Annotated in this window: 14 protein-coding genes and 1 pseudogene; 6 read left to right on the top strand and 9 right to left on the bottom strand. The window is 68.3% G+C overall.

Features of this window, described 5'->3' with window-relative positions:
- Window positions 1-174: 174 nt before the first annotated feature.
- The 8 genes from V7Z54_RS06095 to rpmH all read right to left on the bottom strand — a co-directional run bounded on the left by V7Z54_RS06095 (window position 175) and on the right by rpmH (window position 6,349).
- Window positions 175-501 carry a type II toxin-antitoxin system PemK/MazF family toxin gene (locus tag V7Z54_RS06095; RefSeq protein WP_334135129.1) on the bottom strand — a complete coding sequence of 109 codons (327 nt, stop codon included), beginning with the start codon at window positions 499-501 and terminating at the stop codon, window positions 175-177.
- Window positions 488-706: an addiction module antitoxin gene (locus V7Z54_RS06100; RefSeq protein ID WP_334135131.1), complete on the bottom strand. Its 219-nt coding sequence runs from the start codon at window positions 704-706 to the stop codon at window positions 488-490. Before V7Z54_RS06100 ends, V7Z54_RS06095 begins: the two co-directional genes overlap by 14 nt.
- 123 nt (window positions 707-829) lie before the next feature.
- Window positions 830-2,035, bottom strand: a complete 1,206-nt coding sequence (locus V7Z54_RS06105; RefSeq protein WP_334135133.1) for a pyridoxal phosphate-dependent aminotransferase — start codon at window positions 2,033-2,035, stop codon at window positions 830-832.
- Complete coding sequence (gene mnmE / locus V7Z54_RS06110) at window positions 2,032-3,594, bottom strand: tRNA uridine-5-carboxymethylaminomethyl(34) synthesis GTPase MnmE (protein ID WP_334135134.1); 1,563 nt, start codon at window positions 3,592-3,594, stop codon at window positions 2,032-2,034. Before mnmE ends, V7Z54_RS06105 begins: the two co-directional genes overlap by 4 nt.
- 94 nt (window positions 3,595-3,688) lie before the next feature.
- Window positions 3,689-5,395, bottom strand: coding sequence for a membrane protein insertase YidC (yidC, locus tag V7Z54_RS06115; RefSeq protein ID WP_334135137.1), 1,707 nt, complete (start codon window positions 5,393-5,395; stop codon window positions 3,689-3,691).
- Complete coding sequence (yidD, locus tag V7Z54_RS06120; RefSeq protein ID WP_334135165.1) at window positions 5,392-5,655, bottom strand: membrane protein insertion efficiency factor YidD; 264 nt, start codon at window positions 5,653-5,655, stop codon at window positions 5,392-5,394. The genes yidC and yidD overlap by 4 nt, the downstream gene beginning before the upstream one ends.
- A 2-nt stretch (window positions 5,656-5,657) precedes the next feature.
- Window positions 5,658-6,152, bottom strand: a complete 495-nt coding sequence (locus tag V7Z54_RS06125; protein WP_334135138.1) for a ribonuclease P protein component — start codon at window positions 6,150-6,152, stop codon at window positions 5,658-5,660.
- A 62-nt stretch (window positions 6,153-6,214) separates the two neighbouring features.
- Entirely contained in the window at window positions 6,215-6,349 is a 135-nt protein-coding gene (gene rpmH / locus V7Z54_RS06130) for a 50S ribosomal protein L34 (RefSeq protein ID WP_006299042.1), read from the bottom strand.
- 271 nt (window positions 6,350-6,620) lie between these two features.
- Here rpmH and dnaA point away from each other — a divergent pair, with 271 nt between their 5' ends.
- Genes dnaA through gyrB form a run of 3 tightly spaced genes read left to right on the top strand, consistent with a single transcriptional unit; the run spans window position 6,621 to window position 11,804 of the window.
- Entirely contained in the window at window positions 6,621-8,069 is a 1,449-nt protein-coding gene (gene dnaA / locus V7Z54_RS06135; RefSeq protein ID WP_334135157.1) for a chromosomal replication initiator protein DnaA, read from the top strand.
- A 5-nt stretch (window positions 8,070-8,074) separates the two neighbouring features.
- Entirely contained in the window at window positions 8,075-9,184 is a 1,110-nt protein-coding gene (dnaN, locus tag V7Z54_RS06140) for a DNA polymerase III subunit beta (protein WP_334135158.1), read from the top strand.
- Between the two features lie 40 nt (window positions 9,185-9,224).
- Window positions 9,225-11,804: a DNA topoisomerase (ATP-hydrolyzing) subunit B gene (gyrB, locus tag V7Z54_RS06145; RefSeq protein ID WP_334135160.1), complete on the top strand. Its 2,580-nt coding sequence runs from the start codon at window positions 9,225-9,227 to the stop codon at window positions 11,802-11,804.
- Window positions 11,805-11,833: 29 nt separating this feature from the next.
- Here gyrB and V7Z54_RS06150 read toward each other — a convergent pair whose 3' ends face one another.
- The gene (locus V7Z54_RS06150; RefSeq protein WP_334135161.1) at window positions 11,834-12,067 is read right to left on the bottom strand and encodes a hypothetical protein; all 234 of its coding nucleotides are present in this window, start codon (window positions 12,065-12,067) and stop codon (window positions 11,834-11,836) included.
- Window positions 12,068-12,246: 179 nt separating this feature from the next.
- Between V7Z54_RS06150 and V7Z54_RS06155 the strand changes: the two genes are divergently transcribed.
- The 3 genes and pseudogenes from V7Z54_RS06155 to V7Z54_RS06165 all read left to right on the top strand — a co-directional run.
- Window positions 12,247-12,540: a PepSY domain-containing protein gene (locus V7Z54_RS06155; protein ID WP_334135162.1), complete on the top strand. Its 294-nt coding sequence runs from the start codon at window positions 12,247-12,249 to the stop codon at window positions 12,538-12,540.
- A 10-nt stretch (window positions 12,541-12,550) separates the two neighbouring features.
- Entirely contained in the window at window positions 12,551-13,228 is a 678-nt protein-coding gene (locus V7Z54_RS06160; protein ID WP_334135164.1) for a response regulator transcription factor, read from the top strand.
- Window positions 13,225-13,809 (top strand): annotated as a pseudogene (locus V7Z54_RS06165) (ATP-binding protein); the annotation flags it as partial. The gene V7Z54_RS06160 and the pseudogene V7Z54_RS06165, both read left to right, overlap by 4 nt.

Here is a 13,809-nt window from a genome sequence, read left to right on the forward strand (position 1 = left end):
TATTGCAGCCCCGTCGGGGGTGGTCTCGGCGGCCATGGTGCGGCGCCACCGCACCGCTGCCTAGGCTTGCGCGGCTTGTGCGCGTTCGCGCAGCCGCGCCAATGCTGCGTCGAACTTCGCTTTTGAGGCTTCGATATGGCTCGTGTGTCGGGTAGGTTGAAGTGCCGAAATCCGCTATCTGGGCAGCGCCAGATGGACCTTTATTGCATCCTCGACAGCCAACATATCCGCCTTGGATAGTGTGCCGAGCTGATTCTTGAGCCGCGACTTGTCGGCAGCCATGATCTGGTCGGCCATCGCCTTGCAGCGCTTCCCGCCAACGGTCACGACAGCTTCGCCGGGATACTGTCGGGCGGTGCTGCTGGTCACGGGCACCACCACCACCCGCGAAAGATTCCGGTTGGCCGCATCGTTGCTCACGATCACGGCCGGGCGCGTCTTGCGGACTTCACTGCCGACTGCCGGGTCAAACTCGACCCACCACACTTCACCGCGCCGCATCAGCCATATCTCCGGCAAGGGCGTTGCACCATTCCATCGCCTCTGCCTCGCGCGCCGCATCAGCAGCCATTGCCCGATAGCCGTCATCGAGCGACGTATCCAACACATGAGGCCTGAGCAGGTCTTCGATGAATTGGCTCATGCGGCGCTTGCCCACCATCCGATACAGCCCTTCGTACACAGCCTCATCAAGCGTGATTGTCATCTTCCTGTGCATACCAGCATCCATCCATACGTGATACGTATTAGGCATCATAGTACAAGCCCGCACCGTGCGCTACTAGCCGCGCACCTTGCGGGCGCCTGTTGGTTGACCTCCGGTGCGGCTTCAGTCCAACCAACGGCGCAGGCGCGCGATGGCCTCGTCCAGGTCGGCGCGCGCGGTGGCGATGGAAAAGCGCACGAAGCGCCCCCCGTCGGCCTGCCCAAAGTCGGCGCTGGGCGTGGCCACCACGTGCGCGTGGGTCATCATCGCGCGCACGAAGCCCAGGCTGTCGGTGACGCCCGCGCGCCGAAACAGCGGGCTGGCGTCGGCCCACACATAAAAAGCGCCGTCTGGGGTCAGCGGTACGGCGAAGCCCAGTGCGCGCAGCGCGGGCACAAACGCGTCGCGCCGCGCCGCATACTCGGCGCGGCGACGTTCGTACTCGGCAAGCGCTTCGGGTTCGAAGCAGGCCAACGCCGCGCGCTGCGCCACGGTGCTGGCGCAGATGGTGTGGTTTTGCGCCAGCCGCTCCACCACCGGCACCAACGGCTCGGGCAGCACCAGCCAACCCAGCCGCCAGCCCGTCATCCCGAAATATTTGGAAAAGCTGTTGACGCTGATGACGTCCTCCCCCAGCGCCAGCGCGGTCTGGCCGTAGCGCGCGTCGAACGTCAACCCCAGATAGATTTCATCCATGACCAACGCCCCGCCGCGTGCACGCACCACCTGCAGCGCCGCGGCCAACGCCGCCGTCTCGATCGAGGTGCCGGTGGGGTTGGCCGGCGAGGCCAGCATCACCCCGCGCGTGCGCGCGCCCCAGGCCGCGGCCAACTGCTCGGCCGTGGGCTGATAGCGCGTCGCGGCGGTGGTGGGCAGCGCGGTGGCGGTGATACCCAGACTGGTCAGGATCTGTCGGTTGCACGGGTAGCACGGGTCGGGCAGCAACACCTCGTCGCCGACGTCGAACAGCGCCATGGCCGCCAGTTGCAGCGCCCCCGAGGCGCCGGCGGTGATGGCAATGCGCCGCGCCGGTATCTCCAGCCCCCAGCGCTGCCGGTACCAGGACGATAGGCGCTCGCGCAGCGTATCCATCCCCAGCGCGGGGGTGTACTGCGTCAACCCGGCACGGATAGCCGCGTCGGCGGCGGCCTGCACCGCAGGCGCGGCAGCGAAGTCCGGCTCGCCGATGTTCAGATACAGCATGCGCGGCGCGTTGGGTGGCAGGGAGGCCGCGTAGGCCGCGGCCTCCTTGGCCACCTGCATAACGAGGAAGGGCGCGATGGCTTGCGCACGGGCGCTGGGCGGCGGGGAGGGGTACGCGGGAGTCATTTGCCGATGCAAAAACGCGAAAAAATCACGCCCAGCAGATCGTCGGCGCCGAACGCGCCGGTGATGGTGCCCAGTGCTTCTTGGGCCAGGCGCAGTTCCTCGGCCAGCAGCTCCAGCGCGGGTGCCGGGCCGCCGAGCTGGGTTTGGGCGGCCAGCAGATGCGCGCGCACGCGTTGCAGCGCCTGGACGTGCCGCTGGCGGGCGCTAAACAGCCCTTCGGGCGTGTGGCCGCCCCAACCTACCGCTTGCAGCAGCCGCTGGCGCAGCACGGGCAGCCCGGCGCCGGTGCGTGCCGACAGGCAAATGGGGCCGGCACCCGCCGTGGTGCCGTGCGCAGGCGCGGGGGCGGCGCTCGATGATGAGACGCTCAGGCTCCCGTGGCGTGGTCCTGTCCCTCCGGGTGGCGCGTACGGGTCGATGGGCATGCCGTTCGGCAGCCGTGGGTTGCCCGCCCACGCAGGCGATGTGCCATCGAGCATGTCGGCTTTGTTCCAGACGTCGATCACCGGCACCCGCGCGGGCAGCTGTGCCTGCAGGCGCGCACGGATGGCGGCATCCGCCGCCGCGTAGGCGGGGTCAGCGGCGCGCGTGAGGTCGTGCACGAACAGCACCGCATCCGCCTGTTCGATGCGTTGCCAGGCGCGCTCGATGCCGATGCGCTCCACGGCATCCACCTCGTCGCCTTCGCGCAAGCCAGCGGTGTCGATGATGTGCAGCGGCACGCCCTCGATTTGGATGGCTTGTTGCACCACGTCGCGCGTGGTGCCTGCAATGGGGGTGACGATGGCCACCTCGGCCTGCGCCAGCGCGTTGAGCAGCGAGCTTTTGCCCGCGTTGGGCTGCCCGGCAATCACGACGTGCATGCCCTCACGCAGCAGCGCCCCTTGGCGCGTGCGCGCCAGCACCTCGTCCACACGTTCGAGCAGCCGCATCAGCTGTCCGGCGGCGTCGGCCCGTTGCAGAACGTCGATCTCTTCCTCGGGGAAGTCGAGCGTGGCCTCCACCAGCATGCGCAGGTGGATCAGGTCGTCGCGCAGGTGCTCGACCGCCTGCGAAAACGCGCCGCTGAGCGAGCGGCTGGCGCTGCGCGCGGCGGCCTCGGTGCTGGCGTCGATCAGGTCGGCCACCGCCTCGGCCTGGGCCAGGTCAAGCTTGCCGTTGAGAAAGGCGCGCTCGGTGAATTCGCCCGGTTGTGCCAACCGCAGCCCGGGCAGCCGGGGCAGACCGGTGGCGGAGTCGGTTTCGGCGGCCGCCTGCAAGCAGCGCTGCAGCAGCAGCTGCAGCAGCACCGGTCCGCCGTGCGCCTGCAGCTCCAGCACGTCTTCGCCGGTATAAGAATGTGGAGCCGGAAACCACAGTGCAATGCCGTGGTCTAGCGCCTGGCCATCAGCGTCCAGAAACGGGCCGTAGTGCGCGTAGCGGGGGCGCAGCGCCCGGCCCAACAGCGCGGGTTGCAGCGCGGCCACCCCCCGCCCCGATATGCGCACGATGCCCACCGCGCCCCGTCCCGGCGCAGTGGCGATGGCCACGATCGGTTCGTGGTGGCGCGGCAGGTTCATGGGCGGATGGTCTCGCAGGAGCCGTGCCGCCGCGGGGCCCGCGGGCGTGCCGCTGTCGCGCGACCCGGGCAGGCCCGTCGCGGCCCGCGCGCGCTCACTTGAACGACGGCAGGTTGAACTTCAGCGGCACACCCATTTGGTGGTTGATGACCGCCTGCTGGGCGATGGTCAGGATATTGTTCGTGATCCAGTACAGCACCAGGCCGGCCGGAAAGAAGAAGAATATGACGCTGAAGATGAGCGGCATCAACCACATCAGTTTGGCCTGCAGCGGGTCGGGCGGCAGCGGGTTGAGCGCGGTCTGCACGATGGTGGTCAGCGTCATCACCAGCGGCAGCACGTAGTACGGGTCGGGCGAGGACAGGTCCACGATCCAGCCGACCCACGGCGCGTTGCGCATTTCCACGCTGGCCAGCAGCACCCAGTACAGCGCAATGAAGACCGGAATCTGGATCAGGATCGGCAGGCAGCCGCCCAGCGGGTTGACCTTCTCATCCCGATACAGCTTCATCATTTCCTGCTGCAGCAGCTGCGGCTTGTCTTTGAGGCGCTCGCGCATTTCCATGAGGCGCGGGTTGATCGCCTTCATCTTGGCCATGCTGCGGTAGGCGCTGGCGTTGAGCCAGTAAAACGCCGCCTTGATCAGCACCACCAGGGCCACGATCGCCCAGCCCCAGTTGCCCACCAGGCCGTGGATTTTTTCCAGCAGCCAGTACAGCGGCTTGGCCAGAATGGTCAGCCATCCGTAGTCCTTGACCAGTTCCAGCCCCGGGGCCAGGGCTTCCAGCACCTTTTCTTCCTGCGGGCCGACGTAGAGCTGGGCGCCAAAGCGCGCGCTTTCGCCAGGCGCCACGGTCAGCGTCGGGCCGATCTGACCCACCGCATACAGGCCATCGACCTTGCGCACAAAGTTTTCGCGCTCGACTCCGTCGGGCAGCAGCCAGGCGCTGACGAAGTAGTGCTGCACCATGGCCACGTAGCCGTCGGGCGCGCGCTGCTGGATCGCGATCTTGCCCTTGTCGATGTCGTCGAAGCTGACCTTCTGATACTTGGCCGCGTCGCTGTAGACGGCCGGACCGGTGAAGGTGGAGTAGAAGGGCGTCTCGCTGCCCGCCTGCTGGCGGTCGCGCAGCAGCTGTTGGTACACGCGCGCCTGCAGCGGCGCTTCACCCGCGTTGACCACTTCGTGCTGCACCTGCAGCGCATAGCTGCCGCGCCGCAGCGTGAGGGTCTTGCGCAGGATGGCACCACCCTGCGGCACCGACTCAAATCGCAGCGTCAGCGTATCCTGCCCATCGGCCAGCGTCAGCGCCGCCGCATCGGCGGGCTCCACCAGCCGCATCGGCGTTTTGTGGGTGGGTAGCGGGCCGCTACCGATGAGTCCGCTTTGCGCCACGTAGGTGCGGCCATCTGCGTCGGTGAGCAGCTGCAGCGGCGTGAATTGATGGCGCAACGCTTTGCCGGTTTCAGCAGCGTGCTTGAGCAGCCGCGCGCCCACCAGTGTTGCGCCTTCACTGTCTAGGGTCAGCTCCAGCACGTCGGTGCGCACCGTGTAGCGCTGGCGCGGCAGTGCAGGTTGCGCGGTGCTGACCGAAGGGGGGGGCTCAGGGGTGAGGCCGGGCGCCGGCACGCTGGCGTCGGCCGCCGGTGTCGGTGCACTCGCCGTGGCGGGGCGGGCCGCAGTGCTGGCCGACGGGAAGAAGGTGGCCGGCTGTCCGTTGTGGATCTGCCAGCGATCCCACAGCAGGATCATCGAAAAGCCAAAGATCACCCACAGGATGGATCGGCGGATATCGCTCATGTCGAAGGGGGGTGTCGGTCAAGAAAAGAAAACAGCCGCGGCACCGAGTCGGGCACGGGATCGCAGCCACCAGCGCACCAGGGGTGGCAGCGCAGCAGGCGCCGCGCGGCCAGGTAGCTGCCCGCCACGGCCCCGTGCTGCTGCAGCGCCTGCAGCGCGTACGCCGAGCAGGTGGGGGTGAAGCGACACGACGACCCCAGCCAAGGGCTGAGCAGCAGCCGGTAGCCCTGCACCAGCGCGATCAGCAGCCGGGTCGCCAGCGTCATGCACTCTCCCCAATCGAAGGCAGTGGCGCAGGCATTGCAGGGGTGGCGGGTGGTTGTGCAGACCTGCCGACCGCGCAGGCGCTGGGCATGGTGCGGCCGCTAGCCAACCACTGGCGCAGGCGCACCGCCAGCAGCTCGCGCAGCTCGGCGCGCGCAGCGCGGCGCAGCGCTGCCGACGTGGCGCTGGGATAGTCTGCCGGGGCAAAGGCGCGGCGCAGCCGCACCACCCACGCCCCGGGTGGCAGCGGGCATTCCACCGCCACGGCGGCTATCTGGCGCTTGAGTGCATTGCGTGTGACGGCGCGACGCGCCCAGCGCTTGGGCACCACTGTGCCTAGCCAGGGGCCGGTGTTGGCGAACAGGGGCCGCCCGCGCGTGCCAGTCAGACCATCGGTGGCCATGCCATGCAGGGCAAAGTGCGCGGTGTGCACCACGGCGGGAGCGCGCAGGACAGCCTGAAACTGCGCCCGCTGGCGCAGACGCTGCGGCACCGCCCGCGGCGCGGACGCAGGTTCGGGCCGAAGCGGCTCGGGCACCGGCGACGGCCAGCCGCTCAGACGGCCAGGCGCTTGCGGCCCTTGGCGCGGCGGGCGTTGATGACGGCGCGACCGCCGCGGGTCTTCATGCGGACCAGAAAACCGTGGGTGCGTGCGCGGCGGATCTTGGAGGGTTGGTACGTGCGTTTCATGAGTGCTGCCCGTTTTTGCTACTGACAAACCCGACATTATCGCAAAAGCACGGTTGCCTGCCAACCGAGTGGTGTGCCCTGGCGGCTCCTGGCGCGTGCCGGGGCGGCCGCCAGTGCGTGTGCGCCGCCCGCCCGGCAGCGTTGAGGCTGCCGGGCGTTGGCAGGGCGACGTCCGCGGGGGGATGGCCAGATGTGGATAAGTCGGCCGCGGCCGCTACAATCCCGCCGATGGCAGGTCGCCGCCCGCCTGCTTTCGACCCCCTTCCCACCCATGAGTTCACCGCGTTCCCTGTCCGATGCGAACGCCGCTGACGCGCGGCTGACCGGTGTGCCCGCCGACCTGTGGGCGGCCTGCGTGGAGCGGCTGGCGCAGGAGTTGCCGCCGCAGCAGATCAACACCTGGATTCGGCCTTTGGTGGCGCGTGTGGCCGACGACGGCGCGCGCGTGACGCTGGCGGTGGCCAACCGCTTCAAGCTCGACTGGGTGCGCGCTCAATATGCCGGCAAGATCAGCGCGGCGCTGCAGGCGATTGCCGGGCAGCCGGTGATGCTGGAGCTGGTGCTGGCACCCCGCGAGGCCGGTGCGCGGCCGGCTGCGGCCGCTGCTGGCGCGCGGGCCGCAGCGCCCGGTCCGGCCCGCACCGAGCCGCTGTTGCCGCAGCCTGCCGAGCCTGCGGTGGCCGAATCCATGCCGCCGCACACCCACCGCCTCAACCCGGCGTTGACGTTTGCCACGTTGGTGGAAGGCTCGGCCAACCGCATGGCGCGTGCGGCGGCGATGCACGTGGCCGCCAGCCCGGGGCAGCTGTACAACCCGCTGTTCATCTACGGCGGGGTGGGCCTGGGCAAAACCCACCTGGTGCACGCCATTGGCAACCAGCTGCTGGCGGAGTGGCCCGAGGCCAAGGTGCTCTATATCCACGCCGAGCAGTTCGTCTCGGACGTGGTGAAGTCCTACCAGCGCAAGACCTTCGACGCCTTCAAGCAGCGCTACCACAACCTGGATCTGCTGCTGATCGACGACGTGCAGTTTTTTGCTAACAAGGAGCGCACGCAAGAGGAGTTTTTCAACGCCTTCGAGGCGCTGCTGGCGAAGAAAAGCCACATCGTCATGACCAGCGACACCTACCCCAAGGGGTTGACCAACATCCACGAGCGGCTGGTGTCGCGCTTCGACTCGGGGTTGACGGTGGCCATCGAGCCACCGGAGCTGGAGATGCGGGTGGCCATTCTGATCAGCAAGGCAGCCGCCGAAGGCACCGTGCTGCCTGAGGACGTGGCGTTTTTCGTGGCCAAGAATGTGCGCTCCAACGTGCGTGAGCTCGAGGGCGCGCTGCGCAAGGTGCTGGCCTACGCGCGCTTCAACCAGCGCGACATCTCGATTGCCGTGGCGCGCGAGGCGCTCAAGGATCTGCTGTCGATCCAGAACCGCCAGATCAGCGTCGAAAATATCCAAAAGACGGTGGCCGATTTCTACAAGATCAAGGTCGCCGACATGTACTCGAAGAAGCGCCCGGCCAACATCGCACGGCCGCGCCAGATCGCCATGTACTTGGCCAAGGAGCTGACGCAGAAAAGCCTGCCCGAGATTGGCGAGCTGTTTGGCGGGCGCGACCACACCACGGTGCTGCACGCGGTGCGCAAGATCGCCGCCGAGCGGCAGACCCAGCCCGAACTCAACCAGCAACTCCACGTGTTGGAGCAGACCCTGAAAGGCTGACACGCATGATCGTCTTGCAAGCGACCCAAGACCGGCTGCTGGCTGCCCTGCAGTCCGTGGCGGGTATCGTCGAGCGCCGCCACACGCTGCCCATCCTGGCCAACGTGCTCATCCAGCGCGTTGGGGCACTGACGCAGCTGACGACGTCCGACCTGGAAATCCAGATCCGGGCCACCGCTGATCTGGGGGGTGACGAAGCGCCGTTTGCCACCACCGTGGGCGCACGCAAGCTCATCGACATCCTGCGCACGCTGCCGGCCGAGCAGCGCGTCACGCTCGAATCCAGCGGCGAGCGGCTGCTGCTCAAAGCTGGCAAGAGCCGCTTTACGCTGCAGACGTTGCCGGCGCAGGACTTCCCGCTGGTGCAGGAGTCGCCCACCTACGGGCCGGCGTTTGCCGTGCCGCAGCAGACCCTCAAGGCGCTGCTGGGGCGCGTGTCGTTTGCGATGGCGGTGCAAGACATTCGCTACTACCTCAACGGCATCCTGTTCGTGGCCGAAGGGCGCACGCTGACGCTGGTGGCCACCGACGGCCACCGGCTGGCGCTGGCCAGCGCCGAGCTGGAGGGTGACGTGCCCACCCGGCAGGAGGTGATCCTGCCGCGCAAGACGGTGCTGGAGCTGCAGCGGCTGCTGTCCGACCGCGACGGTTCGATCGAGATGCGCTTTGCCGCCAACCAGGCCAAGTTTGTGCTTGATGGCATGGAGTTCGTCACCAAGCTGGTGGAAGGGAAATTTCCCGACTACAACCGCGTCATCCCGCGCACCCATCGCAACGTGGTGGTGTTGGGCCGCCAACCGCTGCTGGCGGCGCTGCAGCGCGCCGCCATCATGACCAGCGATAAGTTCAAGGGTGTGCGGCTGCACCTGGAGCCCGGCCTGCTGCAGGTGGCGGCCAACAACGCCGAGCAGGAGGAGGCGGTCGACGAGCTCGACATCGAATACAGCGGCGACGTCATCGACATTGGCTTCAACGTCACCTACCTGACCGAGGCGCTGGCCACCATGGCGCAGGAGCACGTGCGCATCGAGCTGCAGGACGGCAATGCTTCAGCGCTGATGACCATTCCGGGTGACGATCATTTCAAGTACGTCGTCATGCCCATGCGCATTTGAGATGCGCCGGCAGACGAGGCTCAGACGCAGACCCCCTTTCATGACTGATTCCCAACAGACCCCTGCGCCGGGCACGGGCTACGGCGCCGATGCCATCCAGATCCTGGAAGGGTTGGAGGCGGTGCGCAAGCGCCCGGGCATGTACATCGGTGATACCTCCGACGGCACTGGCCTGCACCACCTGGTGTTCGAGGTGGTGGACAACTCCATCGACGAGGCGCTGGCCGGCCACTGCGACGACATCGTCGTCACCATCCACACCGACAACTCCATCAGCGTGGTGGACAACGGGCGTGGTATCCCCACCGGCATCAAGTGGGACGACAAGCACGAGCCCAAGCGCAGCGCGGCTGAAATCGCACTGACCGAGTTGCACGCCGGCGGCAAGTTCAACCAGAACAGCTACAAGGTCTCCGGCGGCCTGCACGGCGTGGGGGTGAGCTGCGTCAATGCGCTGTCGCGCTGGCTGCGCCTGACGGTGCGCCGCGACGGCAAGGTGCACGTGCTGGAGTTTGCGCGCGGCGTGGTGCAGAACCGCCTGGTGGAGATCGCCACCGCGCCCGACGGGCAGCCCGTCGAGGTCTCGCCGATGCGCGTCATCGGCGCCACCGACAAGCGTGGCACCGAGGTGCACTTTTTGCCCGACACCGAGATCTTCCGCGAAAACCACGACTTTCACTACGAGATCCTGTCCAAGCGGCTGCGCGAGCTCAGCTTCCTGAACAACGGCGTGCGCATCCGCCTGATCGACGAGCGCACCGGCAAGGCCGACGATTTTTCCGGTGCCGGCGGCGTCAAGGGCTTCGTCGAGTTCATCAACGCCGGCAAGAAGGTGCTGCACCCGACGGTGTTCCACGCCACGGGCGCGCGCCCGGCCGAGAGCTACGGCGGCATTCCGGGCACCGAAATCGGCGTCGAAGTGGCCATGCAGTGGAACGACGGCTACAACGAGTCGGTCCTGTGTTTTACCAACAACATTCCGCAGCGCGACGGCGGCACGCACCTGACGGGCCTGCGTGCGGCCATGACGCGCGTCATCGGCAAGTACATCGAGGCCAACGAGCTGGCCAAGAAGGCCAAGGTGGAGGTGACCGGCGACGACATGCGCGAGGGCCTGTGCTGCGTGCTGTCGGTCAAGGTGCCCGAGCCCAAGTTCTCCAGCCAGACCAAGGACAAGCTGGTCTCCTCGGAAGTGCGCGCGCCGGTGGAGGACATCGTCGCCAAGGCGCTGACCGACTACCTGGAGGAGCGCCCCAACGACGCCAAGATCATCTGTGGCAAGATCGTGGAGGCCGCGCGCGCCCGTGAGGCCGCGCGCAAGGCGCGCGAGATGACACGCCGCAAGGGCGTGCTCGATGGCCTCGGGCTGCCCGGCAAGCTGGCCGACTGCCAGGAAAAAGACCCCGCGCTGTCCGAGATCTACATCGTCGAGGGGGACTCGGCCGGGGGCAGCGCCAAGCAGGGCCGCGACCGCAAGTTCCAGGCCATTTTGCCCCTGCGCGGCAAGATCCTCAACGTTGAAAAAGCCCGCTACGAAAAGCTGTTGTCCAGCAACGAAATCCTGACGCTGATCACGGCCCTGGGCACCGGCATCGGCCGCTCCACCGACGACGAAGGCGGCAAGGGCAAAAGCGGTGCCGACGACTTCGACATCAGCAAGCTGCGCTACCACCGCATCATCGTCATGACCGACGCGGACGTGGACGGTGCGCACATCCGCACCCTGCTGCTGACGTTTTTCTACCGCCAGATGCCCGAGTTGGTGGAGCGTGGCCACATCTACATCGCGCAGCCGCCGCTGTACAAGGTCAAGGCCGGCAAGGAGGAGTTGTACTTGAAGGACGACGCCGCGCTGGAGGCGTTTATGCTGCGCGTGGCGCTCAAGGACGCCAGCCTGCACACCGGCGGCCCGAATGGCACGGTGCTGACCGGCGAGACGCTGGCCGAGCTGGCGCGCCAGCACCAAGCGGCCGAGGCGGTGATCGCGCGCCTGTCGGCCTTCATGGATGCCGAGGCGCTACGCGCCGTGGCCGACGGCGTGGCGTTGAATTTGGACACCATGGAGGCGGCGGCCGAAAGCGCCGCCGCGCTGCAGGCGGCGCTGCTGGCCCTCCATACCAATGGCACGCCGCCGACGGTGCAGGCCGAGTTCGACGCCCGCGCCGACAAGCCGCTGCTGCGCATCAGTCGCCGCCATCATGGCAACGTCCGCACCAGCGTCATCACGCAGGACTTCGTGCACGGCGCTGACTACGCCGTGTTGGCCGACGCCGCGCGCACCTTCCAGGGTCTGCTGGGCGAAGGCGCCAAGGTGGTGCGCGGCGAAGGCGAGCGTGCGCGCGAGGCGGCGGTGAGCGACTTCCGCAGCGCCATGCGCTGGCTGCTGGCCGAAGCCGAGCGCATCACCACCCGGCAGCGCTACAAGGGGCTGGGCGAGATGAACCCCGAGCAGCTGTGGGAGACCACCATGAACCCCGAGGTGCGCCGCTTGCTGCAGGTGCGCATCGAAGACGCCATCGAGGCCGACAAGGTGTTTTCGATGCTGATGGGCGACGAGGTCGAGCCGCGCCGCGCGTTCATCGAGGCCAATGCGCTGCGGGCGGCGAATATCGATGTGTGAGGCATCGTACGGCGGCGGCCGTTGTGCCTTCACGGCCGCACCGCGTCCAGCCAGTCGCGCAGGTGGTGTTGCAGCTCGCGCGGGCTGAAGGCGCAGGCTTCGGTGTCGAACAGCGCGGCCGACTCGGCTGCGTCGAGCAGCGAGTCCATGACCGTCAGCAAGCGCGGTGGCAGACCCAGGCCCGGGGCCAGATGGCGCCAGCTCGCAGCCAGGGCGTCGGCACCGTGGCCCTGTTCCAGATAGGCCTGCAGCGCGGTGTCCATGGCGTGGTACGCGGTGCGCCACGACTATGCCCGCCCGCAGGTACCCTAGGCCGGCGATGCCAACTTTGCGCGCACGCTGCAGGAGGTGGCGCAGGCGATGGAGCAGGCGCAGGCCGCCGCTGATCCGGTGGCGCTGGCGTGCGCGTGGTGCTCGGGCGGTCGCTGCCGTCGCGCTGGCCTTGGCGCTGGCGACGCTGACTCCGTGGGCGGCTGCCGATGGGCGTATCGACCATGAGGGCGCCCGCGCCGCCATGCTGGCGGGGCAGATCCGACCGCTGGGCGAGATCCTGCGGCAGGTGCAGCCGCGCCTGGGGGGCGAGGTGATCCGCCTCAACCTCGAGCGCGAGGACGGGCGTTGGGTGTACGAGTTCACTGTACTGGAGCCCGGGGGGCGTATCGTCGAGTGGTACGTAGACGCCGCCACGGCACAGATCCTCAAGCACGAGGCGCAGCGTGCACCGAAGCGGCGCTGAGGTGACCGACATGAAGGTGTTGCTGGTGGAGGACGAGCCGACGCTGGCGCGCCAGCTGCAGCGGGCATTGCAGCAGGTGGGCTACGCGGTGGATGCGGTGGCCGATGGCCGTCGTGCCTGGGAGCAGGGGGGCGTCGAACCGTACGATGCGATCGTGCTGGATTTGGGCCTGCCGCGGCTCGACGGACTGACGGTGCTGCAGCGCTGGCGCGACGAAGGGGTGCGCACCCCCGTGTTGATTTTGACCGCGCGTGACGCCTGGCATGAGAAGGTGGCCGGTATCGACGCCGGTGCGGACGACTACTTGGCCAAACCTTTCCACCTGGAGGAACTGCTGGCGCGACTGCGCGCGCTGATCCGGCGCTCGCACGGCGTGGTGCAGCCGGTGCTGCGCTGCGGCGCGCTGGCGCTGGATACGCGCACCCAGCGCCTCACCGTTGCCGGGCAACCGGTGGAGCTGACCGCACAGGAGCTGCGCGTGCTGTCGTACCTGATGCACCGGGCCGGCGAGGTGGTGGGCCGTGCCGAGCTGACGGAGCACATCTACGGCGCCGATGCCGAGCCGGATTCCAACACCGTCGAGGTGTTCATCGCGCGGCTGCGGCGTAAGCTGCCGGCCGGTGCCATCGAGACGTTGCGCGGGCTGGGTTATCGGCTGCAGCCGGCCGGGTCCGGGGACGCGCCGTGATGGTCCCTTGGCGCTCGCTGCACGGGCGCCTGTGGGCGCTGGCGCTGCTGGCGCTGACGCTGGCGCTGGCGCTGGCCGGCTGGAGCCTGAGTCGCCTGTTCGATGCCCACCTGACGCGGCAGTTCGATGCGCGGCTGCAGGATCAGATGGTGCAGCTGCTCGCCACGCTGCAGTCCGACGGGGCGGGGTGGCCGCGGCTGGCACGGCCCCTGCCCGATCCGCGCTGGGAGCGTCCGTTCGGGGGCTTGTACTGGCAGGTGGAGGTGGCCGATGCCGGGATGGCGCTGGAGGCCCCTGTGCTGCGTTCGGCGTCGTTGTGGGACGAGCGGCTGCACGTGCCAGCCGACCGGGTTCCCGAAGGGGGCTGGCATCGCCACGACGTCGGCGGGCCGAGTGGCCAGCGGCTGCGCGTGCTGGAGCGCACCGTGCAGTGGGGGGACGCCGCGCCACGCTGGCGCGTGCTGGTGGCGGCCGATGTTGCCGAGCTGGATGCGGCGCGCCGCGATTTCCGCTCCGCGCTGCTGCTGGCGCTGGCGCTGCTGGCGGCCGCGCTGGCGCTGGCCGTGGGCGTGCAGCTGCGG

This window comes from Tepidimonas sp. (assembly GCF_036824975.1).
Classification (GTDB): domain Bacteria; phylum Pseudomonadota; class Gammaproteobacteria; order Burkholderiales; family Burkholderiaceae_C; genus Tepidimonas.